Here is a 21,118-nt window from a genome sequence, read left to right on the forward strand (position 1 = left end):
AGCAGCGAACCTCCGGCCGAGCGTGCGTGTCCCCGGCCGACACACCGCGCAAATCACCGGGGATGCGCCCGCTCGCGGTGGAACTCGCTCAGTGTTCCCAGCCGGTCGCGGCCTGCGCGTCGAAGGTGGCGTCGATGCGGTCGAACCGACGCCGGATCGAGGTGCGGGCCTCCTGATGCGGCAGCACGTACAACCGGTCGGCGAGCACGGCCTCGGCCGTCAGGCGCGCGACGTCGGCGACGTCGAGCACCCCCTCGCCGGTCATCGAGAGGTCCGCCACCTCGTCGCTGTCGCGGTCCAGCGCACGCGCCGAGGTGGCGAACAGATTGGTGGCCACCATCATCGGGCACAGCACCGAGACGCCGATGCCGTCGTCCTTGACCTCGCGCGAGAGCACCTCGGCCAGCGCGACGACGCCGTACTTGGCCACGCAATACGGCCCGAGACCGACATTGGGCACCAAGCCCGCGAACGACGCGGTGAACAGCACGTGCCCGCCCTGGCCCTGTTCGATCAGCCGCGGCAGGAACACCTCGACGCCGTGGATCGGACCCCACAGGTCGATGTCGATCATCGTCCGCCAATCCTGGTGCGACATCGCCGAAATCGGCCCGCCGAGGGCGATGCCGGCGTTGTTGAACACCACTTGGACGGCGCCGAGCAGCCGGAAGGATTCGTCGGCGAGGTGGGTCACTTGATCGCGTTGGCTGACATCGCACTGCACGCCATGAGCGTCGAACCCGTCGGCGCGCAGCGACTCGACCGCGAGATTCAGGCTCGGCGGGTCGATGTCGGCGAGCACCACACTGGCGCCCCGGGATGCGAATTCGCGGGCGGTGGCCAAGCCGATGCCGCTGGCGCCGCCGGTCACCACCGCGCCGCGGCCGTCAAAGGTGTCCATCCCGCAGATGCTAGTGACGCTCAGCGGTGGATCTCGGCGAAATCGCGACTCTGCCAGAGGTGCAGGAAGTTGGTCAGCATCAGCAGTTGGCTGCGGGCGGCCTCGTTGTCGGCGATCCGGGGGTCATCACGGTCGGCGACGACCGCCAACTCGGGTACCAGCGTGCGGAGGTAGGCCGGCGCGTCCAGCAGCCAGGTCACCCCCATCACCAGGGCGTAGGCGGTCAACTGGCGCCGGATCTCGGCGGGGTCCAGCCGGGGTCCGCCCGCCGCCTCGAATTCGGTCGCGAAGTGCGCCAACAGGTGCTCGAGGTGAGCTTCCCACATCGAGGTCTCCGCGCTGCACAGCGCGCCCCACAACGCCATCGCGACGTTCATCTGGCTGACGCACCCCCAGTCCAGCAGGCCGCAGTGCAGCCGGCCGGCCGTGCGCCAGAACCAGGCGTTGTCGACGTTGGCGTTCCAATGGCACAGGGCCACATAGTCCTTCGTCGAGTTCAAGTCTTTTTGCACCGCGTCCGCGGCGGCCGCGATCCCGGTGACCTCGCGCTGCATGCGGTCGACGAATGCCGTCGAGCGCAGGCGCGCGGGGAGCAGGGCCGGGTGTGCGGCGGCGAACGCGCCGTAGTTCGCGACCCGATCCCGTAGTTGATCGGGGGAGTACACCGGTGGCTTCCCCACGGTGACCAGATCGGGATCGAATTCGAACCCGGCGGCGAAGCCCGGCGCCAGTCGGCCGGCCCGCTGCGCCCCGGCCAGTCGCGCGACAGTGGACAGCAGTGCCTCGTAGTGGGCCAACGGGTCGGGCAATCGGTAGTCCAGGCACTTGTCGTAGTGCGGTTCCACCGGTGCGATGCCGTACGGAATGCGTTCGGTGATCAGCACTCCGGTGCCGGAGGCCTCGTGATAGTCGGCGAAGGCCGCGGTGGGGACCGGGATCGGGAAGTCGCCGCGGGTGAGGACGGCGAAGCGCACCTCGCGCGCCATCTGGGTGCGGCCGCGGTCGCGCCGGGGGTCGTCGAAGTCCCGGGAGAACTTGACGAACAGGTCCTCCGGTAGCTGCGCCTCGGGCCGCGCATAGCGCAGCGACAGCAGCAGCTTGCGGCCGGTGCTGCCGCCGGGACATTCCTCGAACTGCGTGATCGCGGTGACGTGATTGTCTGGACTCAGCGCACCGAATCGGTGAAAGGCGCTGTCCAAGAGGGCAACACCAGCGGACTTCAACGCCCCGGCGTCGGCGGGGATCGCCAGCCCGAAGGCGTCTCCGGGCACCCAGCGCTGCTTGTCCACCGCGCGGTCCTTTCCAGCGCTGCGGACAGCCGAGGCGGGAGTACCTCCCGTACCCCCGGCTCGCTGTCGTGATGGCGTTACTTCAGGCAGCTGCCGCCGTCGACCGGCAGCGTGACGCCGGTGATGAAGCGGGCCTCGTCGGAGGCCAGGAACAGCACCGCGTTGGCGATGTCCTCGGGCTCGACCCAGCCGATCGGCAGCGTGTGCATGAGCTGGCCAACGACCTTCATGTCGTCGGGGCCCGGGTTCTCCAGGTCCGGACGGAACAGCCGCATGGTGGGCTCGTTCATGAACAGCGGGGTGTTCACATTCGTCGGGTGCACCGAGTTGACCCGGACGTTCTGGGCCCCCAGTTCGACGGCGAAGGTGCGCATCAGGCCGACGACGCCGTGCTTGGCGGCGACGTAATGGCCGGTGTGCGGGTAGGCCTTGAGGCCACCGACCGAGCTGGTCAGGATGATCGAGCCGCCGCGACCGCCTTCGAGAATGTGCGGCACACCGGCTTTCACGGTCTTCCACACGCCACCGAGGTTGATGTCGATCATCGCCGTCCAGTCGGTCTCGCTGGTCTTGTCCAGCGTCTGACCGCCGTTGCCGATGCCGGCGTTGGCGACGATGATGTCGAGCCGGCCCAACTGCTCGACGCCGCTGTCGACGGCGGACTTGAGCGCCTCGTAGTCGCGCACGTCGACCTCTGCGGTGACGATGCGTCGGCCGAGATTCTTGACCAGGTCGGCGGTCTCGGCGAGGTCCTCCGGGGTGGATTCCGCGATCATGTCGACGGTGTCGATCTTCTTGCAGATGTCGACGGCGATGATGTCGGCGCCCTCTTCGGCCAACCGCACCGCATGTGCGCGGCCCTGACCGCGGGCCGCACCGGTGATGAATGCGACCTTGTCTGCTACGCGTCCTGCCATGGTTCTCCTTGGTTATGTGGTTTGGGTACGGGTGGGTGATCAGGCGATGGTGGTGGGCATGCTGGCCCAGCCGCGCACCGCCGTGGTGGGCGACATTGTGGCGCCGGCGTAGTCGACCTCCCATTCGGGGAAGCGCTTGAGGATTTCCTCGAGCGCGATTTTGCCCTCCAACCGGGCCAGCGCATTACCCATGCAGAAGTGGGTGCCGGCGCCAAAGGTGAGGTGCTGCTTGGTTTCTCGGTGGATGTCGAAGCTGTCGCCGTTGGGCCACCGGTTGTGATCCCGGTTGGCCGCCGCCAACAGGAACATCATCACATTGCCTTCCGGAACCACCTGGCCGTAGTACTCGACATCGCGGGTGACGTAGCGGGCCACCTGCAGTGCCGGCGGCTCCATCCGGAGGATCTCCTCGACCGCCCCCGGGATCAGGGTCGGGTCGGCGGCCAGCTCGGCGCGCTGATCCGGGTGCTCGGCGAGCAGCTTGCCCGCCCAACCGATCAACCGGGTCGTGGTTTCGGCACCCGCGGTGGCGATCACCGTCAGGTAGAGCAGCAGCTCCTCGCGACCGAGCTTGCGCAACGTGCCGGTCTCGTCCTCGAACTCCGCGTTGAGCAGTTCGGTCATGATGTCGTCGGACGGGTTCTTCAGCCGGTAGTCGATGAATTCCGCGAACACCTCTCCGGTGGCCAGCGCGTCGACCTTCTCCTTCTGCAGAGTGGCCTCGCCGTGATCGGTGATGTGGCGCTGGTGCTCCTCGGGAATGCCGAGCAGCATGCCGATCACCCGCATCGGCATCTGCTCGCCGAGGTCCTCGACGAAGTCGAAGCGTCCGGTGCCCAGCACCGGATCCAGGCAGCGTGCGGTGAACTCGCGGATCCGGGGTTCCAGGGCGAGTACCTTGCGCGGGGTGAACATTCGCGACAGCAGGTTGCGGTGGATGTTGTGAATCGGCGGGTCCTCGAAGATCAGTGTGCCGGAAGGAATTTCCATTCCGGACTTGATGATCTCCATGATCGCCCCGCGCGCCGAGCTGAACGTCTCCCAGTCGATCAGACCGCGGTTGACGTCGTCATACCGGCTCAATGCGTAGAAGTCGTGGGTGGCGTTGTAGTAGAGCGGCGCCTCGTCCCGGATCCGCGCGAACATCGGGTACGGATCCTTGTTCAGCTCCAGGTCGTAGGGGTCGTAGTAGACCTCTGCCGTTTCGGCCGTGGTGGTGGTCACGAAGTGTCTCTCTGCTGGGGGTGGAAGCTAGGCGGATGCGGGCGGCCGACTGGGCGTGAACTCGATGTTGATCTCGGTCAGCCCGCGCAGGATGAACGTGGGCTCGTAGTTGAACCGCCGATCGCCTTCGGGGCCGTGCTTGTCCTCATCGAGGCGCAGATCGGCCATCCGGTCCAGCAGGCGTTCGATCGACACCCGCCCCTCGACGCGCGCCAGCGGCCCGCCCGGGCAGGAGTGGGCGCCGCGGCCGAACGCCAGGTGCTCACGCACATTCGGACGGTCGAAGTTGAACTCGTGCGGGTCGTCGAACCGGCGCGGGTCGCGGTTGATGGCGCCCGGGTTGACCATCACCACGGTGCCGGCGGACAGTTCCACATCGCCGAGCGTGGTGTCCTTCTTGACCAGACGGAAGGCCGACTTGACCGGGCTTTCCATCCGCAGCATCTCCTCGACGAAGTTCGGGATTCGGCTGCGGTCCTTACGCAGGCGCTCGACGATGTCGGGCCGCTCCGTCATCAACCGCATAGCGGCGCTGAGCAGCTTGGTGGTGGTCTCCTGACCGGCGGCGAACAGGAACGTCGCGCTCTTGACCACGTCGATGATCTCCGGGGTGTCACCCTCGGGGTACTTCGCGGTGGCCAACCCGGTGAGAATGTCGTCCTGCGGTGCGGCGCGACGCTCCTCGAGGTAAGCGCAGAACTTGTCCTCGAGCCACTGCAGCGGGTTGTGGTCGAGCACCTCGCCTTCCAGGGAGCCGACGTTGGCGCCGGGCCGCGGTGCACCCAGCATCTCGCGGAACTCGTCGTGGTCCTCCTCGGGCACCCCGAGCAGGTCGGCGATGACCAACAGCGAGAACGGCTTGGCGTACTCGGCGAGGAACTCGCACTTCACCGTCCCGGTCTGGTCACCGATGATCTCGTCGAGTTGCTGGTCGGCGAGCCGCCACATGAACTCCTCGTTCTCCTTGAGCCGCTTGGGCGTCAGGAGGCGGTTGAGCAGGGAACGCGCCCGCGAGTGCTGCGGGGGATCCATGGTGACCATGTGGTCGCTCATCGGCAACTCGGCGCGATGCGCCTCGATCTGCTCGCTGATGTCGCTGCCCTCGGGCGTGAAGGGCAACGGCGGGAACGGGCCGCCCACGGCGATGCAGGACGAGTACAGCTCGGCGTCCTTGTAGACGACCGAGGCTTCCTCGTGACCGGTCACCGCGACCACGCCGTAGTTCGACGTCGGCAGCACGGGGCACTTCGACCGCTGATGGTCGTAGTAGGGGTACGGATCAGGGACCAGGGAGGGGTCCGTGAAGTAGTCGAGATTGTCGAAATCTGCCGCGGTACCGGACTGGGACAACACGAACCTCCTGCAAGGGGCTGACAGATGCTGAGCACTTGCTTAGCATGTGGCCTGGCACACGGTCAAGAAAACGTCCCGGCACTACCATGGCCGACGTGCGGAAAAGCACACCCGAACGATGGGAACAGGAAGGACACCGCCGATGGCATCGCCCGCCGGTACGTCGCGCCGATTGGGTGCACCCGATGCAAAGAATCGGGTCGTGCTCCTCGACGCGGCCGAGGAGTTGATGCGTGACGAGGGCTATGCGGCGGTGACCTCTCGGCGGGTGGCGGACAAGGCGGGCCTGAAGCCACAGCTGGTGCACTACTACTTCCGGACCATGGACGAGCTGTTCCTCGCGTTGTTCGGCCGCCGTGCCGCGCAGATGCAGCACTTCCACCAGCTGGCGCTGAACTCCCCGCAACCGTTGTGGGCGCTGTGGGAGCTGAACACCGACCCGGCCGGCACCGGCATGACGATGGAGTTCATCGCGCTGGCCAACCACCGCAAGGCGCTGCGCACCGAGATCGCGCGCTTCGCGGAGATGTTCCGGCGCGAACAGATCAGGACGTTCACGGCCGCGATGGCGCGCTACGACGTGCCGTTCGAGGAATTCAGTCCCACCGTGCTGATGGTGTTGATGACGGGTGCGACGCAGGTGCTGGTGCAGGAGGAGCTCCTGGGTATGACCGTCGGGCACGAGGAGACCCAGAGTTTCGCCGAGCGCTGGCTGACCTTCCTCGAGGGGGAGCGCATGCTCGACGACAACTGGCGGCGCCCGCTCGACGACCCGGACGCGGCGACAGACCCAAAAACCTAGGGGCTCTTGCTCATCACCCGGTCAGCGGCCGCCCAGTGTTCGTCGGCCACCCATAGCCGCGCAAAGGCCGCGATGGCCTCCTCAGGTGGGACGCCGCCGAGGACCCGCTTGATCTCGCCCGCCGGACGGTTCGTCAGCGATTTGGCCACCGCGCGCCAGCCCTCGTCGAAGCTCGCTCGCGGGAGCACCCGTTCGATTAACCCGACGCGCTGCGCCTCGGCGGCGGCCAGCACGGTTCCGCTGCCGGCCAGCAGCAGCGCCTGGCTGCGGCCCACCAGGGCCGCCAGTCGCTCGGCACCGCCCCAGGCGGGCATGATCGCCAACGAAACCTGATTGAAGCCGATCCGGATGTCGTCAGCGGCAATCCGGATGTCGGCGGCCACGGCCACCTCGGCGCCGCCACCGAGCGCGTGCCCGTTGAGCGCGGCGATCACCGGGGCGGGGAATGCCGCGATGCGGTCGCAGACCCCACGCATCCGGCGCGCCATCGAGGCGGCCTGCTCCTCGGTGCGCAGCTTGGCCAACTCTTTGAGGTCACCGCCGGAGACGAACGCGCGGTCGCCGGCGCCGCGGATCACCAGCGTCAGCGCGCCGGCGGCCGCATCGAGCGCGCTGTCGAGTTGGTCCATGGTCTCGGGCGCAATCGCGTTACGGGCCTGCGGGCGATCGATGGTGATCACTGCCAGGCCGTCGTCCAGTTCAAGGTCGACCATCAGCGCGTTCTCCCATTCTGATATTGGCATTCTCCAAAATTGAGAATAGCATCGGGGCAATCGCCGGATCGCCAGGTCGGCGGTCCGTTGGGGCGCGGGCGGTCAGCCCGTGTCATTGCACGCACGGAGTTGTGAGAATATGATTCTCAGCAACTGCAAAGGAGGATTCCATGGGACAACTTTCGCATAGGGTCGAGATTCCGTTTCCGCTGTTCGACGCGGACAACCACCTCTATGAGCCGCCCGAGGCGCTGACCAAGTACCTGCCCAAGGAGTACAAGGACATCGTCCAGTACGTCGAGGTCAACGGGCGCACCAAGATCGCGATCCGCGGTCAGATCAGCAACTACATCCCCAACCCCACATTCTCGGTGGTCGCCAAGCCGGGCGCCTGGGAGGAATACTTCAAGTTCGGTAACCCCGACGGCAAGAGCAAGCGCGAACTGTTCGGCGAGCCGATGAAGGCCATCCCGGCGTTCTTCGAGCCCGAGCCCCGCCTGAAGGTCATGGACGAGCTGGGCATCGACCGTTCGCTGATGTTCCCGACGCTGGCCAGCCTGATCGAGGAGCGGTTGTCCGACGATCCGGTCGCGATCCACGTCCTCATCCACTCGCTGAACCAGTGGCTCGACGAGGTGTGGGGCTTCAACTACAAGAACCGCATCTTCACCACGCCGGTCATCACCCTGCCGATCGTCGAGAAGGCGATCGAGGAGCTGGAATGGGCGGTCAAGCGCGGCGCCCGCGCCATCCTGATCCGGCCCGCTCCGGTGCCCGGTTTCCGCGGCCCGCGTTCGTTCGCGCTGCCGGAGTTCGACCCGTTCTGGGAGCGTTGCGTCGAGTACGACGTGTTCGTCGGCATGCACTCCTCGGACAGCGGCTACTCCCGCTACACCTCCGAGTGGGACGGCGGCGCGCAGGAGATGCTGCCGTTCCAGACCAACGCGATGTCGATCCTCAACGAGTGGCGCCCCATCCAGGACGCGGTGGCGTCCTGGGTCATCCACGGCGCGCTGTTCCGCCACCCGAAGCTGAAGGTCGGCATCGTCGAGGCGGGCTCCAAGTGGATGTTCCCGCTGCTGGACTCCATGGCCGAGGTGTACAAGAAGGCGCCGGAAGCGTTCTTGGGCAATCCGATCGAGGAGATCAAGAACCGCATCTACGTCAGCCCGTTCTACGAGGAGGGCATCGACGACCTGATCAACCTGATCGGCGTGGACCAGGTCCTCTACGGATCCGACTGGCCGCACCCGGAAGGCCTGGCTGAGCCGACGCACTATGTGACCGCGCTCGAGCACCTCTCGGTCGAGGATCAGGCCAAGATCATGGGCGGCAACCTCGGACGCCTCGTCACGGTGTGACGTACCGAGACTCTGACTGTGCGGGGTCATCCGCGGCGCCGGTGCGGCACGGATGAACCCGCACAGTCGTCCCCGTGCCGACCTGCCCTGGCAGACCATCCCCGAGATGGTTCTCAGCGCCGGCGAGCGCTTCGGCGATGCCGAGGCGCTCGTCGACGGCGCATTGCGGTTGACGTTCAGCGACGTGGTCGATCGGGTGCGTCGGGCCGCCGGCGCCTTCCACGCGCTGGGCATCGCCAAGGGTGACCGGGTCGCCATCTGGGCGCCGAATTCGGCCGAGTGGATGATCGCGGCGTTCGGGCTGCTGACCGCCGGCGGGGTGCTGGTCCCGGTCAACACGCGTTTCAAGGCCGACGAGGCCGCCGACGTGATCACCCGCAGCGGTGCCAAGGCCGTCCTGATCCAGCCGGGCTTCCTGGGCATGGATTTCGCCGCTCCCGCCGGAGTGCGGGTCATCGACCTCAAATCGGACTTCCTGAGCAGTGCCGCACCTTTCGAGGCGCCCGGCCCCGATTGGATCTCCGGCGACGACACCGCCGATGTCATCTACACCTCGGGCACCACCGGGCGCCCGAAGGGCGTGATGATGAATCACCGGCAGACGCTGCGGCTCTACGCCGAGTGGTGCGATCTGGCCGATCTGCGTCCGGGTGACCGCTACCTGATCGTGAACCCGTTCTTCCACACGTTCGGCTACAAGGCCGGCGCGATCGCCGCGATGATCCGGGGCGCGGCCGCGTTCCCGGTGCCCGTGTTCGACGTTGACGACGTGGTGAGTCTGGTTCAGCGCGAACGCATCACGATGCTGCCCGGACCGCCGACGCTGTACCACTCGCTGTTGGCGGTCCAGGACAAGACCAAGCTGGCGACGCTGCGCGCCGGGGTGACCGGGTCGGCCGACATTCCCGTCGAGTTGATCCGGCGGGTGCACGAGGAGTTGCCGTTCGAGACGGTGGCCACCGGCTATGGCCTGACCGAATGCGGCACGGCCACGTTGTCGCGGCCCGGCGACTCCTTCGAAGACATTGCCACCACTGTCGGCGTGCCGTGCGACGGAATCGAGGTGCGCATCGCCGAAGATGGGGAGGTGTTGGTCCGCGGCTACAGCGTGATGCAGGGCTACCTCGACGATCCCGAGGCCACCGCCGAGGCGATCGACGCCGACGGTTGGCTGCACACCGGCGACCTCGGCGAATTCACCGCGGGTGGCCGGCTGCGGATCATCGGCCGCAAGAAGGACATGTTCATCGTCGGCGGGTTCAACGCCTATCCGGCCGAGATCGAGGACTTTCTGCTCGAGCATCCCGGTGTTGCGCAGGCGGCCGTGATCGGCGTCCCCGATGAGCGGATGGGGCAGGTCGGCAAGGCGTTCGTCGTCCGCAAGGGCGCGGGGTCCGCGTTGTCGGAGGCCGATCTGATTTCTTGGAGCAAGCAGCGGATGGCCGGTTACAAGGTGCCGAGGGCGGTGGCGTTCGTCGACGCCCTGCCGCTGAACGCCAGCGGCAAAGTGATGAAGGACCAACTGCGGTGAATCTCGCCGAGGTGTATCGGCATTCGATGGTGATCGCCTCGGACTACCGGATCCCCGACCCCTCGCAAGTGGCCGGCCTGCTGGAGCGGCGTCGGGACGCCCTGGCGCAGATGGGTGCTCACCACGTCCTGGTGTATCGGTCGCTGCGGGAGCCCGGCCGGGTGCTGGTGATGATCGGGGTGCGCAGCCGCGAACCGGTGGTCGACCTGTTGCGCTCGCGGGTGTTCTTCGACTGGTTCGACGCGGTCGGGGTCGACGACATCCCGGCCGTGTTCGCCGGGGAGATCATCGACCGCTACGAACTCACCGAGGCCACCCTGGACGACCCGCCCGGCGTGCTGGTGTCCGCCATCGTCGCGGTCGACGACGCCGCCTGGCTGGTCAGCGAATTACACTCGGCCAAGCCGACTTTCAAGGCCGCCGGGGTCCGCAAGGTGTGGGTGTTCCAGGCGTTCGACGACTCCCGCGAGGTGATGGTGCTGCAGGAGATCGACACCGAGGTCAACGCCCGACGCTGGATTCGCCGACACGACGCGTCGGCCGACTGGATGTCAGACACCGGAACCGGCGTGTACCCGCCGTTGTTCATCGGCGAGTTTCTCCGCATGATCCGCATCGACGAGCCCAGCTGATGGGTCTCGGAACCTCATGTATGTCTGCCTGTGCCTTGGCATAACCAGTAGCACCGTCGCCGAGGTGGTCGCGGCCGGAGCGCGCACCGCCAATGCGGTGGCCGAGGCCTGCGGCGCCGGTTCGGAATGCGCGCGCTGCCGGCGCTCGGTCCGCGCGGTCATCGACGCGGCGGCCGAACCGGCGGAGTAGCCGGCGTCAGACCGGATCGAAGGCCGAGATCAGCCAGTCGCCGTCGACCTTGGTCATGGTCACCAGCACACTGCTGGCGGCCATCGACGGATCCGGCCGGTCGGCGCTGACCGTGGTCTGATTGACGAACAGCAGAACCTTGGCGCTGTCCGGGTTCATCTCCGAGACCGCGGCGCGCACCACCTCGGCGTTGGTCGTGACCTTCTTCTCCTCGACCGCCTTACGCACCACATCGTCGGTGAAGGTCGTGTAGTACGACAGGAAGTCGCCGGTCATGTGCGACTTCGCGGTGGCCAGGTCCCCGTCGAGGTCGTCCGGCGAGTACGTCAGCGCGGCCAGGGTGCCGGTCTTGGCGGCCTCGAGCACCTCGGCCTGGGCCGTGGCTCCGGTGAGCTGATCGGGCCGGTACTGGGTGAAGTACAGCCACGCGGTGGCCGCCGCCGATGCCACCAGCAGGACCGCCAGCGTCGCGACGATCAGCACCGTTGCGTTGCGCCGCGGCGAGGTGGCCGATGGTTCCGCCGGGGTGGCGTCCTCGGTGGCCTCGGTGTCCCCGGCATCCTCGGTGACCGCGGCGTCCTCGCCGGTAGGTGCCGGGGTGGTGCCGTCCGCGGTCTCCGACTGCTCCACCCTGTCGCCCTCGGCACCCTCGGCGACCTCGGTGTCTTCGGTGTGCTCGGTGGTCGGCGATTTCTCGTCAGCGCTCACGGTACGAACTCAACTTTCGACATCTTGACCTGGCCGTTGTCGCGTTCGACATCGATACTGAGTCGCCAGGCGCGTGGTTGCTGTTGTGCTCCAGCGGAATTGGTGACCTGCGAGGTTGCGGCCACCAATACCGTGGCGGAGTCGTCGGACTTCTTCTCGACCGCGGTGGCCCGCACGTCGGCCGCGGTGACGACCTGCGATTCGTTCATCACCGTGATGAAGTCGTCCTTGCTGGCCTCGAAGTCGGCGCGGAACTCGCCGGTGGTGCTGTCGATCAACCGCTGCAGGTCGGCCTCGCCCTGGTTGAAGTCGAGCGACATCAGGTTGATCACGCCCTGTCGCGCGGCGGCCGCGTACTCGGCGTCGGCCGAACGCTGCGCGGTCTCGTGTTGGCTCGACCACAGCATGTAACCGCAGGTCGACAGCAGTCCGACGATCGCGACAATGGCGGCGGCGACGGCCAAGACGGGCCAGGCCGGAATCCAGCTCCCACGCTTGCCCGCGGGGGCGGTTTCGGCGGCGTCGAAGTCCTCGGCCGTCTCGGTGTCGGTTCCGTCGGTCTCGGGTACCGGCTCGGGCTCGGCGGTGCGGTCAGCGCGCAACTCGGCGGCCCGGGCGCGCGCGGTGGCGGCTTCAGCCTCCGCGGCTTCGGCTTCGGCCTCGGCCTGCTCGGCGAGCGACAGCGCCGCTTCCCGATCGTCGTTGGTCGAACTGGATGCCATCACTCTCCTGATATCGACGACGGCCACGCCTGGCTCTGCGGTGTCTTCCCGCGCCGCCCAAGTTGAGAATGACGTTACTCCGCAAATCTGAGACCCCAGCCTATCGCACCCACGATGAGGCTTGAAAAGCGCGGGTAGCTGCGGAAACGGCATTTCCATTTTTGGATAGCGCCGCGGGTGCCTCCGGGTGGATGCCGGTGACGCTCCGGTGCGGAGACCGGCCCATGAGCAGGCAACGCACGATGACGATGACGGCCCTCGACGCAAAAGTCAAGGTGTGTGGCGGCCGTCGTCGCCGGCCACGCTCTGGGAGAACAAGCCGATCAGCCCGAGCGGCAGCGAGGTGTCCTCCGGCGCGCGTCCCGCCGCGTTGGGCAGCGCGCCGTCGCGGGCGAGCACCACCAGGCCGTGCGCCAACGCCCAGCTGAGCAGCGCCAGATCGGGGGTCCCGGACGGTTCCAGTTCGCTGGGTGCCAGTTCGGTGACCGCGGCGCTGAGCACGCTAAGGGAGCGTTGCCGGGACCGGGTCAGGGTGGGATCGTCGGGGTGTAGCTCGGCGGGCCGGAACATCAGGTCGAACAGTGCGGGGTGCCGCAGGCCGAACTGCACGTAGGCACGGCCCAGGGCGGCCAACCGCACGGCCGCCGGCGCGGCGTCGTCGTCCAGGTCGCCCAGCGCCGCGGTGAGTGCGGCGGTCAGCGCGTCGAAGCCCTCGGCGGCGACTGCGGTCAGCAGTCCGCCACGGTCGCCGAAGTGGTGCTTCGGTGCCGCATGCGAGACCCCGGCCCGGCGCGCCACCGCCCGCAGGCTGATGCCGGCGTGGCCGTGTTCGGTGAGTTCGTCGCGTGCGGCGGCCAGCAGCGCCTCCCGGACCGGCGGTGACGATGTCATGGGCAGAATTGTCGACCGACTTCCTTGACAGTGTCAACCCCGGGTGGGACGCTGGGATTATCGGATTGACAGTGTCAAGATCGGAGGAGTCATGACCTACCCCGCCCTCGATCGCCGCGTCCGCGTGGGTGATCGCGAACGCGAACGCAGCATCGAACACCTGGGTCTGGCGATGTCGCAGGGCTACCTGACGCTGCTCGAATACGACCAGCGGGTGGCCCGGGCCGTCGCCGCGGAGACCGCCGACGAACTACACGAATTGGTGGCCGATCTGCCGGTCGGCCGGATAGCCCGCGCCGACCCGCGGACCCGCGACCGTCGCCGCGCCGCCGCCCGACGGGGCGTGAGCTGGCATCTCGCGGCCTATGCGGCGATGCTGACCATCTGCCTGACCGTCTGGCTCGCGGTCGGGTTGACCGCCGGGGCGTGGTACTTCTGGCCCGTCTGGCCGATGCTCGGCGGCGCCATCGGCGTGGTCTCGCACGCCCTGCCGGTCCGGCTGTGCGTGCGCTGACCTACGTGGTGTAGCCGTCGGCGACGGTCAGGGCGGCGTCGAGGATGCGTAGCCCCTCGGCGACCTCGTCGTCGCTGACGTTGCACGGCGGCACGGCGTGGATGCGGTTGTAGTTCGAGAACGGCAACAGTCCGCCGGATTTGCAGGCCGCCAGCGTGGCCGCCATTGCCGGGCTGGACCCGCCGTACGGAGCCAGCGGCTCCCGGGTCTGCTGGTTGGTCACCAGTTCGATGGCCCAGAACACCCCGAGGCCGCGCACGTCACCGACCGCGGGGTGCTTGGCCGCCAGCTCACGCAGGCCGGGCCCGAGCACCTGCTCGCCGATGCGGGCGGCGTTGGCCACCATGCCCTCATCGGTCATCGCGTTGATGGTGGCCACAGCCGAGGCGCAGGCCAGGGGGTGGCCGGAGTAGGTCAGGCCGCCCGGGTAGACGCGCTCGGCGAAGGTGGCCGCGATGGTGTCGTTGATCGCCACGCCGCCCAGCGGCACGTATCCGGAGTTCACGCCCTTGGCGAAGGTCAAGAGGTCGGGCACCACCTCGAAGTTGTCGATCGCGAACCACTTACCGGTGCGGCCGAATCCGGCCATCACCTCGTCGGCGATGAACACGATGCCGTAGCGGTCACAGATCTCGCGCACCCCGGCCAGATAGCCCGGCGGGGGCACCATGATGCCGGCGGTGCCGGGCACCGATTCGAGGATGATCGCGGCGAAGGTGTCGGGGCCCTCCATTCCGATGAGCCGCTCGAGGTACTCCAGCGCCCGCTGAGATTCCTGCTCCTCGGTTTCGGCGTGGAACGACGAGCGGTACAGGAACGGTCCGTTGAAGTGCACGACGCCGCTGTTGCCGTAGTCGTTGGGCCAGCGCCGGGTGTCGCCGGTGAGGTTGACCGCGGTGTCGGTCCCGCCGTGATAGGAGCGGTACCGGGCCAGCACCTTGTAGCGGCCGGTGTGCAACCGCGCCATCCGCACCGCGTGTTCGACGGCGTCGGCGCCGGCGTTGGTGAAGAACACCTTGTTGAGGTCGCCGGGGGTGCGTTCGGCGATCAACCGGGCGGCCTCCGAGCGGGCGGCGTTGACGTGCGAGGGCGCCACCGTGCACAGCTTGGCTGCCTGCTCGGCGATGGCGGCGATGACCTTGGGGTGCTGATGGCCGATGTTGGTGTTGACCATCTGCGAGCTGAAGTCCAGCAGCTTGTTGCCCTCGCCGTCCCAGACGTAGGACCCTTGAGCGGCCAGCACCGTCATCGGCGCCAACTTGGCCTGGGCCGACCACGAGTGGAATACGTGGTGGCGGTCCAACTCGTAGGCCCGCTTGCCCTCGGCGATCGCCGATTCCAGGTCCTGGCCGGACGGCAGCACCTGGGGAGTGGTCGTGGTCATGAGTACTCCTAGTAACGAGGGATCACCGAGACTGTAGTTGTCGAGCGCGCCGCGCGCGATCGTGCCTGACCGCGACAACCTCGGCGCGGATCAATTGTTCTGCGGGAAGCCGAGATTGATTCCGCCGTGGGAGGGATCCAGCCAGCGGGTGGTGACCACCTTGCCGCGGGTGAAGAAGTGCACGCCCTCGGTGCCGTGCGCGTGCGTGTCACCGAACAGCGAGCTTCGCCAGCCGCCGAAGCTGTAGTAGGCCATCGGGACCGGGACCGGGACGTTGATGCCGACCATGCCGACCTCGACCTCGTTCTGGAACCGCCGCGCGGCGCCACCGTCGTTGGTGAAGATGGCCGTGCCGTTGCCGTACGGGTTGGCGTTGATGAGCGCCAAGGCCTCGTCGTAGGTCTGCACCCGCACCACCGAGAGCACCGGCCCGAAGATCTCGTCGGTGTAGACGCTCATCTCCGGAGTGACATGGTCGAGCAGTGTCGGCCCGAGCCAGAACCCCCCGTCCGCACCGTCGGCAGTGACGTTGCGGCCGTCGACGACGACCTTGGCCCCGTCGGTCTCCCCGGCATCGATGTACGACGCGACCCGGTCCCGGTGCGCCTTGGTCACCAGTGGTCCCATGTCCGCATCGCGGGTGCCGTCGCCGGTCTTGAGCGTGCGCGCCCGGTCGCTGATCTTGGCCACCAACTCGTTGGCGATCGGCCCGACGGCCACGCATGCCGAGATCGCCATGCAACGTTCACCGGCCGAGCCGAATCCGGCGTTGACCATCGCGTCGGCGGCCAGATCCAGGTCCGCATCCGGCAGGATCACGGCGTGGTTCTTGGCGCCGCCGAGGGCCTGCACCCGCTTGCCGTGCGCGGTTCCGGTGGCGTAGACGTACTGCGCAATCGGTGTTGACCCGACGAAGGACACGGCCTTGACGGTCGGGTTGGTCAGCAGCTCATCGACGGCCACCTTGTCGCCCTGCAGGACGTTGAACACCCCGGCAGGCAGGCCGGCCTCGGCCCACAGCCGTGCCATCCACAGCGCGGCCGACGGATCCTTCTCCGAGGGCTTGAACACCACGGTATTGCCGGCCGCGATCGCGATCGGGAAGAACCACATGGGCACCATGGCCGGGAAGTTGAACGGTCCGATGATGCCGACCACGCCCAACGGCTGACGGATCGAGGCCACGTCGACGTTGGTGGAGGCGTTCTCCGACATGCTGCCCTTGAGCAGATGCGGGATGCCGCAAGCGAATTCGACGACCTCCTGGCCGCGGCTCACCTCTCCGAGCGCGTCGGAGAGCACCTTGCCGTGCTCGGCGGTGATGATCGTGGCGAGTTCGTCCTTGCGGGCGTTGAGCAGTTCACGGAAGTTGAACAGGATCGCGGTCCGCTTGGCCAGCGAGGTGTCCCGCCAGGACGGAAACGCCGTCGCCGCCGAGGCGATGACCGTGCGGGCGTCCTCGGCGGTGGCCAGCGCGACCTGGCCGCTGACCGCGCCGGTGGCGGGATTGGTGACCGGGGCGGTGCGGTCGCTGCCGCCTGCGAAATCGGTGCCGTCGGCCCAGTGTCCGATGGTGCGTGTGCTCGTCATGGGCTCGAGTCTGGGTGTGCAACGCTGCCGCAAGGCCCGACGTGTCGTAACGAATCTGCCATCATGGCTTACGGTATGTAAATGCTGCCGACGGTGGGTGAGGTGCTCGCACTGCCGGTTCTGCAGGCCGGTCGGCCCGAGATCGTCAGCGAGGGACCGCTGGACCGCGCGGTGCGCTGGGTCCATGTCAGCGAGCTGGCCGACCTGTCCAATCTGCTCGAGGGCGGCGAGTTGGTGCTCACCACCGGGCTCGCGTTGACCGACGTAGAGCGCCGCGACGACTATCTGCCCGGGCTCGCTGCCGCCGGCGCGGTCGGAGTGGTGCTCGAACTGGGCGTCCATGTCGGCGCGGTGCCGGACTCGGTGCTGAGCTCAGCGGTCGGACTCGGGCTGCCGGTGGTGGTACTGCACCGCGGGGTTCGATTCGTCGAGATCACCGAGCAGGTGCACCGGCGCATCGTCACCGAGCAGTACGCCGAGGTCGACCACGCCCGTCGCGTCCATCAGACGTTCACCGACCTGAGCATGCATCGACCCGCTCTCGAGGAGATCGTCGCGGTGACCGCCGATCTGCTGCAGGCCCCCGTCGTGCTCGAAGATCTCACCCGCCAGGTGATCGCGTTCGCCGGCGACGTTCCGGCGGCCACGCTGCTGGCGGACTGGGAGCGCCGCTCACGATTGGCCGGCCGCTCTGCGCGGGGTTGGCTGCATCGGCCGGTGGGGCCATACCGCCAGGAGTGGGGCCGGCTCATCGCGCCGACGAGCGAGGCCACCAGCGGTGCGGTGATGATTCTCGAACGCGCCGCACAGGCATTGGCCCTGCGGCGGATGATCGAGCGGGACCGGGTGTCGCTGGAACTGCGGGCCCACAGCGGCCTGGTGGACGAGTTGCGGCGCGGCCGGATCCGCGACGAGGCCGAGGCCACCTCCCGCGCCCATGCGCTGGGCTTGCGACCGGCGCTGACCTACCTCCCGATGACAGTCCGGCTGGCCGAGACCGGGGCGCCGGATCAGGTGGTGGTGCAGCAGCGCCGGGCCCGCGCCGTCGACGCCGTGGTGCATGCGGTGCGCGCCGGCGGTCATTCCGTGCTGGCTGCCGGGCGCGACGACGGGCAGCTCGATCTGCTGCTCGCAGTGCGCCGCGGCGCGGCCGACGATGCGGTCGAGGAGTTGTGCGCGCAGATGCGCCGCGCCGTCCTGCGTCTCGACGGTGTCACCGGGTGCAGCATCGGGGTCGGTCCGGAGTCCGGTCGTCTGGTGGAGGCCGCCGGGGGACTCGCCGAGGCGGCGCATGTCGCCGAGGTCGCCGCGGCCATGCCGAACTCCACGCGGTCGTTTCATCGCGCCGCGGATGTCCGGCTGCGCGGGCTGGTCGCGTTGATTCGATCCGACCCCCGCGTGCAGGCCTTCGCCGAAACCGAGTTGCGCGCCGTGCTGAGCGACCGCGCCGAACACGGCTCCGCGATGTTCGATCTGCTGCGCGCATTCGTCGAGGTCGGCGGCAACAAGACCGAACTGGCCCGGCGGCTACACCTGTCCAGGCCCACGCTGTACGCGCGGTTGGCGACGCTGCAGAGCCTGCTCGGTGTCGATCTGGACGACGTGGAATCGCGGACCTCGCTGCACGTCGCAATGCTTGTCATGCTCAGCGGCGACACCATGATGAGATAGCGGCGTGAGCGAACCTTCACCAGAGCCGCCCGAACTGGCCGTCCACGCAAGCGGTCTCAGGATGCGTGGCCCCTGGGGCCCGGTCTACGGGCCCATCGACCTCGACATCGAGGCCGGCGGCGTGACCGTGCTGGTCTGCCCCGCCGGGTCGGGCCGTACCGCGTTGTTGATGACGTTGGCCGGCCGAATGGCCCCGGACAGTGGTGATCTCACAGTGTTCGACCGCCGGCGCGCCAAGGACATCTTCGACGTGGCGGCGCTGGCGGGTATCGACGAACTCGACACCGTGGCCGAGTCGGTCACCGTGCGCGACCTGATCACCGAGAAACTGCGCTGGGACGCCCCGTGGTACCGGCTGGTCCGGCGCGCCGACGAACGCGATCTGCATGCGGTGTGCGCGCCGGTGTTCGGCGACCTGCCGCTGCCCCCGCTCACCGAGTATGTCGAGGAACTCACCGAACTCGATCGGTTGCTGTTGCGGATCGCGTTGGCCAACACCGCACGTCCACCGCTGCTCGTGGTGGGCAACCTCGACTACGTGACCAGCGACCGCAACCGGGACAGCTTGATCGAGCGCCTGATCGCCCTGGGTTCCCGGCAGACCGTCATCACCGCCACCGTCAACGGTGTCACCGGCCACGACGTGCGCGCTCAACTGCCGGTCGCCAACACCACCCGGGCCGAACTGGCCAGCCACCAGAAAGGTGACCAGTAACCATGCTTGCCGGAATGTCGCTCGGTACCGATCTCAAGCGGTACTCCCGCGGAGCGCTGCCCCGGATCGCCCTGATCACGGTGATCGTGATGCCGCTGTTGTACGGCGCGATGTATCTGTGGGCGTACTGGAACCCGTTCGGCGAGGTGGACAAGGTGCCCGTCGCCCTGGTCAACGAGGACACCGGGGCGGTGGCCGACGGCCGGCCGCTGCGCGCCGGCGATGAGGTGGCACAGGCCCTGATCGATTCCAAACAGCTTGATCTGCATCCGGTTTCGGCCGACGACGCCGCGGCCGGGGTGGCCTCGGGCCGGTATTACTTCTCGGTGACCCTGCCCCAGGATTTCAGCACTGCGATCGCCTCCCCGTCCGGGGGTGATCCCGAGCAGGCCAAGATCCGGTTCACCTTCAACGACGCCAACAACTACCTGGGTTCGATCATCGGCCAGAACGCGGCCCGCGAGGTGATCAACCAGGTCAACGCCAGCATCGGTGAGCGCACGGTGGGTACCGTGCTGACCGGCCTCACCGACGCCGGCGCCGGTCTGCGGCAGGCTGCCGACGGCGCCGAGCAGCTCAGCGCCGGGATGAGCGCCGCCGACGACGGCGCGCAGCAATTGGCTTCCGGCTCGGCCACACTGGCCGGTGGGCTGGTGACGGCGAAGGACGGATCCGCCCAGCTGGCCGCCGGCACCCGCCAGCTCTCGACAGCCGTGGACACCGCCATCGATCCGTTGATCGACGTGCTGGACCAGGTCGGCGGCCTCGGCCTCGATCCCGACGAGGTGGGCCGGGCCGCGCAGCACCTCAGCGGCGCGGTGCGCTCCACCACCGACCGCATCGCCGCGCTGCACCTCGACACCGCACACGCGGCCTCGATCGTCGACCAGGCCGTCGGCGTGCTGCGGGCCAGCCCCGACCCGGCGATCCGGGACCTCGGCGGCTTCCTGGCCGGCGCGCAGCGGCTGTTGGACGCGCGGGGGATCGACCCGACCACCGACGAGGGGCTGATCCGGCTGCGCGACAGCGCCACTCAGCTGGAAAACGACCTCGGCGACCCGAACAGTAAGCTTCGGACCTTCCTGACCAAAGCCCTCACCGGCGGCTTGCGCGCCGACGTCGTCAAGCTGCGCGACGGGGTCGATCAGCTCGACGACGGCGCGCAGCGACTCGCGGCCGGGCTGGTGCAACTGAGCGACGGCGGCAGCCGGCTGGCCACCGGTGCCGCCGAACTGGCTGCCGGGACCGAGCGGCTGGCCGACGGCAGCCAGGAGCTGGCCGGCAAGCTGCGGGAGGGCTCAACCCAGGTGCCGTCGTGGACCCCGCAGCAGCGTGACGAGGTGGCCCGCACGCTGGCCGCACCCGTCGGGCTGGATCTGGTGACCAAGAATCAGGCCGCCACCTTCGGCACCGGCTTCGCGCCGTTCTTCCTGCCGCTGGCGCTGTTCATCGGCGCGCTGATCATCTGGATGTTGTTGACGCCGTTGCAGTCCCGGCCGATCATCAACGGTCTGGGGGCGCTGCGGGTGGTGCTGGCCTCGTACTGGCCGGCCATCCTGATCGCGATCTGCCAGGTGCTGGTCATGTACGTGGTGGTGCACTTCGGGGTGGGACTCAAGGCCATGTACCCGCTGGCGACCGTGGCGTTCCTGATCCTGGTGGCCGCGGCGTTCCTGGCGCTGATCCAGGCCTTCAACGCGCTGTTCGGCGTGGCCGTCGGCCGGGTGGTGACGCTGGCGTTCCTGATGTTCCAGCTGGTGTCGGCCGGCGGCATCTATCCCGTCGAGACCACCGCCAGACCGTTCCAGATCATCCACCCGTTCGACCCGATGACATACGCGGTCAACGGATTACGACAGCTGATCGTCGGCGGTGTCGATTCCCGGCTATGGGTCGCCATCGCGGTGCTGTCCGGGGTGCTGGCGGTGTCGCTGGCGGCCAGTGCGTGGGCGGCCAAACGCAACCGGCAGTACACGATGGAGCGCTTACACCCGCCCATCGAGGTGTGAT

General features: G+C 68.0%; 20 protein-coding genes. 9 read left to right on the forward strand and 11 right to left on the reverse strand.

The window, feature by feature from the left end; all coding sequences use genetic code 11:
• Positions 1 to 88 precede the first annotated feature (88 nt).
• From RCP80_RS07600 to RCP80_RS07620, 5 genes are all read right to left on the reverse strand, one after another.
• Positions 89 to 901, reverse strand: a complete 813-nt coding sequence (locus tag RCP80_RS07600; protein WP_308481754.1) for an SDR family NAD(P)-dependent oxidoreductase — start codon at positions 899 to 901, stop codon at positions 89 to 91.
• A gap of 20 nt (positions 902 to 921) precedes the next feature.
• A complete protein-coding gene (locus RCP80_RS07605; RefSeq protein ID WP_308481755.1) occupies positions 922 to 2,190 on the reverse strand; it encodes a hypothetical protein in 1,269 nt (422 codons plus the stop codon).
• A gap of 77 nt (positions 2,191 to 2,267) precedes the next feature.
• Positions 2,268 to 3,107, reverse strand: coding sequence for a mycofactocin-coupled SDR family oxidoreductase (locus RCP80_RS07610; protein ID WP_308481756.1), 840 nt, complete (start codon positions 3,105 to 3,107; stop codon positions 2,268 to 2,270).
• 39 nt (positions 3,108 to 3,146) lie between these two features.
• Positions 3,147 to 4,331, reverse strand: a complete 1,185-nt coding sequence (locus tag RCP80_RS07615) for a cytochrome P450 (RefSeq protein ID WP_308481757.1) — start codon at positions 4,329 to 4,331, stop codon at positions 3,147 to 3,149.
• A 27-nt stretch (positions 4,332 to 4,358) separates the two neighbouring features.
• Positions 4,359 to 5,684, reverse strand: coding sequence for a cytochrome P450 (locus tag RCP80_RS07620; protein WP_373693466.1), 1,326 nt, complete (start codon positions 5,682 to 5,684; stop codon positions 4,359 to 4,361).
• A gap of 142 nt (positions 5,685 to 5,826) precedes the next feature.
• On the opposite strand from RCP80_RS07620, the gene RCP80_RS07625 reads away from it, so the two are divergent.
• A complete protein-coding gene (locus RCP80_RS07625) occupies positions 5,827 to 6,486 on the forward strand; it encodes a TetR/AcrR family transcriptional regulator (protein ID WP_308481758.1) in 660 nt (219 codons plus the stop codon).
• Here the strand turns inward: RCP80_RS07625 and RCP80_RS07630 are convergent.
• On the reverse strand, positions 6,483 to 7,199 hold the full coding sequence (locus tag RCP80_RS07630) for an enoyl-CoA hydratase/isomerase family protein (RefSeq protein ID WP_308482742.1): 717 nt from the start codon (positions 7,197 to 7,199) through the stop codon (positions 6,483 to 6,485). The genes RCP80_RS07625 and RCP80_RS07630 overlap by 4 nt on opposite strands.
• Before the next feature lie 170 nt (positions 7,200 to 7,369).
• Between RCP80_RS07630 and RCP80_RS07635 the strand changes: the two genes are divergently transcribed.
• From RCP80_RS07635 to RCP80_RS07650, 4 genes are read left to right on the forward strand one after another with little or no spacing between them, the layout of a single operon-like run.
• Complete coding sequence (locus RCP80_RS07635) at positions 7,370 to 8,560, forward strand: amidohydrolase family protein (protein ID WP_308481759.1); 1,191 nt, start codon at positions 7,370 to 7,372, stop codon at positions 8,558 to 8,560.
• Between the two features lie 52 nt (positions 8,561 to 8,612).
• The gene (locus RCP80_RS07640) at positions 8,613 to 10,091 is read left to right on the forward strand and encodes a FadD3 family acyl-CoA ligase (RefSeq protein ID WP_308481760.1); all 1,479 of its coding nucleotides are present in this window, start codon (positions 8,613 to 8,615) and stop codon (positions 10,089 to 10,091) included.
• A 26-nt stretch (positions 10,092 to 10,117) separates the two neighbouring features.
• Positions 10,118 to 10,723, forward strand: a complete 606-nt coding sequence (locus RCP80_RS07645; RefSeq protein WP_373693509.1) for a fatty-acid--CoA ligase — start codon at positions 10,118 to 10,120, stop codon at positions 10,721 to 10,723.
• A gap of 16 nt (positions 10,724 to 10,739) precedes the next feature.
• Positions 10,740 to 10,913, forward strand: a complete 174-nt coding sequence (locus tag RCP80_RS07650) for a (2Fe-2S)-binding protein (RefSeq protein WP_308481762.1) — start codon at positions 10,740 to 10,742, stop codon at positions 10,911 to 10,913.
• Positions 10,914 to 10,919: 6 nt separating this feature from the next.
• On the opposite strand, the gene RCP80_RS07655 is transcribed toward RCP80_RS07650, so the two are convergent.
• From RCP80_RS07655 to RCP80_RS07665, 3 genes are all read right to left on the reverse strand, one after another.
• Positions 10,920 to 11,543: an Rv1363c family protein gene (locus tag RCP80_RS07655; protein ID WP_373693510.1), complete on the reverse strand. Its 624-nt coding sequence runs from the start codon at positions 11,541 to 11,543 to the stop codon at positions 10,920 to 10,922.
• 74 nt (positions 11,544 to 11,617) lie between these two features.
• The gene (locus RCP80_RS07660; protein ID WP_308481764.1) at positions 11,618 to 12,343 is read right to left on the reverse strand and encodes an Rv1363c family protein; all 726 of its coding nucleotides are present in this window, start codon (positions 12,341 to 12,343) and stop codon (positions 11,618 to 11,620) included.
• 270 nt (positions 12,344 to 12,613) lie between these two features.
• Positions 12,614 to 13,234 (reverse strand): TetR/AcrR family transcriptional regulator, encoded by a 621-nt coding sequence (locus RCP80_RS07665; protein ID WP_308481765.1) that lies wholly within the window; start codon positions 13,232 to 13,234, stop codon positions 12,614 to 12,616.
• Positions 13,235 to 13,325: 91 nt separating this feature from the next.
• Here RCP80_RS07665 and RCP80_RS07670 point away from each other — a divergent pair, with 91 nt between their 5' ends.
• Positions 13,326 to 13,748, forward strand: coding sequence for a DUF1707 domain-containing protein (locus RCP80_RS07670; RefSeq protein ID WP_308481766.1), 423 nt, complete (start codon positions 13,326 to 13,328; stop codon positions 13,746 to 13,748).
• 1 nt (position 13,749) lies between these two features.
• On the opposite strand, the gene RCP80_RS07675 is transcribed toward RCP80_RS07670, so the two are convergent.
• Together RCP80_RS07675 and RCP80_RS07680 are read right to left on the reverse strand one after the other, a co-directional pair.
• Positions 13,750 to 15,132, reverse strand: coding sequence for an aspartate aminotransferase family protein (locus tag RCP80_RS07675; RefSeq protein WP_308481767.1), 1,383 nt, complete (start codon positions 15,130 to 15,132; stop codon positions 13,750 to 13,752).
• A 90-nt stretch (positions 15,133 to 15,222) separates the two neighbouring features.
• Positions 15,223 to 16,722, reverse strand: a complete 1,500-nt coding sequence (locus tag RCP80_RS07680) for a CoA-acylating methylmalonate-semialdehyde dehydrogenase (protein WP_308481768.1) — start codon at positions 16,720 to 16,722, stop codon at positions 15,223 to 15,225.
• Positions 16,723 to 16,803: 81 nt separating this feature from the next.
• On the opposite strand from RCP80_RS07680, the gene RCP80_RS07685 reads away from it, so the two are divergent.
• From RCP80_RS07685 to RCP80_RS07695, 3 genes are all read left to right on the forward strand, one after another.
• Positions 16,804 to 18,393 carry a PucR family transcriptional regulator gene (locus RCP80_RS07685; protein WP_308481769.1) on the forward strand — a complete coding sequence of 530 codons (1,590 nt, stop codon included), beginning with the start codon at positions 16,804 to 16,806 and terminating at the stop codon, positions 18,391 to 18,393.
• A 61-nt stretch (positions 18,394 to 18,454) separates the two neighbouring features.
• A complete protein-coding gene (locus RCP80_RS07690; protein ID WP_308481770.1) occupies positions 18,455 to 19,108 on the forward strand; it encodes an ATP-binding cassette domain-containing protein in 654 nt (217 codons plus the stop codon).
• Between the two features lie 14 nt (positions 19,109 to 19,122).
• Positions 19,123 to 21,117 (forward strand): YhgE/Pip domain-containing protein, encoded by a 1,995-nt coding sequence (locus tag RCP80_RS07695; protein WP_308481771.1) that lies wholly within the window; start codon positions 19,123 to 19,125, stop codon positions 21,115 to 21,117.
• Position 21,118 lies beyond the last annotated feature (1 nt).

The sequence above is a fragment of the Mycolicibacterium sp. MU0053 genome (assembly GCF_963378095.1).
Lineage (GTDB): Bacteria > Actinomycetota > Actinomycetes > Mycobacteriales > Mycobacteriaceae > Mycobacterium > Mycobacterium burgundiense.

Coding starts and splice junctions, on each gene's coding strand:
- RCP80_RS07650 (WP_308481762.1), top strand. CDS start 10,740: ATGTATGTCTGCCTGTGCCTTGGCATAACCAGTAGCACCGTCGCCGAG.
- RCP80_RS07645 (WP_373693509.1), top strand. CDS start 10,118: ATGGTGATCGCCTCGGACTACCGGATCCCCGACCCCTCGCAAGTGGCC.
- RCP80_RS07680 (WP_308481768.1), bottom strand. CDS start 16,722: ATGACGAGCACACGCACCATCGGACACTGGGCCGACGGCACCGATTTC.
- RCP80_RS07635 (WP_308481759.1), top strand. CDS start 7,370: ATGGGACAACTTTCGCATAGGGTCGAGATTCCGTTTCCGCTGTTCGAC.
- RCP80_RS07640 (WP_308481760.1), top strand. CDS start 8,613: ATGAACCCGCACAGTCGTCCCCGTGCCGACCTGCCCTGGCAGACCATC.
- RCP80_RS07670 (WP_308481766.1), top strand. CDS start 13,326: ATGACCTACCCCGCCCTCGATCGCCGCGTCCGCGTGGGTGATCGCGAA.
- RCP80_RS07625 (WP_308481758.1), top strand. CDS start 5,827: ATGGCATCGCCCGCCGGTACGTCGCGCCGATTGGGTGCACCCGATGCA.
- RCP80_RS07610 (WP_308481756.1), bottom strand. CDS start 3,107: ATGGCAGGACGCGTAGCAGACAAGGTCGCATTCATCACCGGTGCGGCC.
- RCP80_RS07690 (WP_308481770.1), top strand. CDS start 18,455: ATGCGTGGCCCCTGGGGCCCGGTCTACGGGCCCATCGACCTCGACATC.
- RCP80_RS07695 (WP_308481771.1), top strand. CDS start 19,123: ATGTCGCTCGGTACCGATCTCAAGCGGTACTCCCGCGGAGCGCTGCCC.
- RCP80_RS07630 (WP_308482742.1), bottom strand. CDS start 7,199: ATGGTCGACCTTGAACTGGACGACGGCCTGGCAGTGATCACCATCGAT.
- RCP80_RS07665 (WP_308481765.1), bottom strand. CDS start 13,234: ATGACATCGTCACCGCCGGTCCGGGAGGCGCTGCTGGCCGCCGCACGC.
- RCP80_RS07675 (WP_308481767.1), bottom strand. CDS start 15,132: ATGACCACGACCACTCCCCAGGTGCTGCCGTCCGGCCAGGACCTGGAA.
- RCP80_RS07685 (WP_308481769.1), top strand. CDS start 16,804: ATGCTGCCGACGGTGGGTGAGGTGCTCGCACTGCCGGTTCTGCAGGCC.
- RCP80_RS07660 (WP_308481764.1), bottom strand. CDS start 12,343: ATGGCATCCAGTTCGACCAACGACGATCGGGAAGCGGCGCTGTCGCTC.
- RCP80_RS07600 (WP_308481754.1), bottom strand. CDS start 901: ATGGACACCTTTGACGGCCGCGGCGCGGTGGTGACCGGCGGCGCCAGC.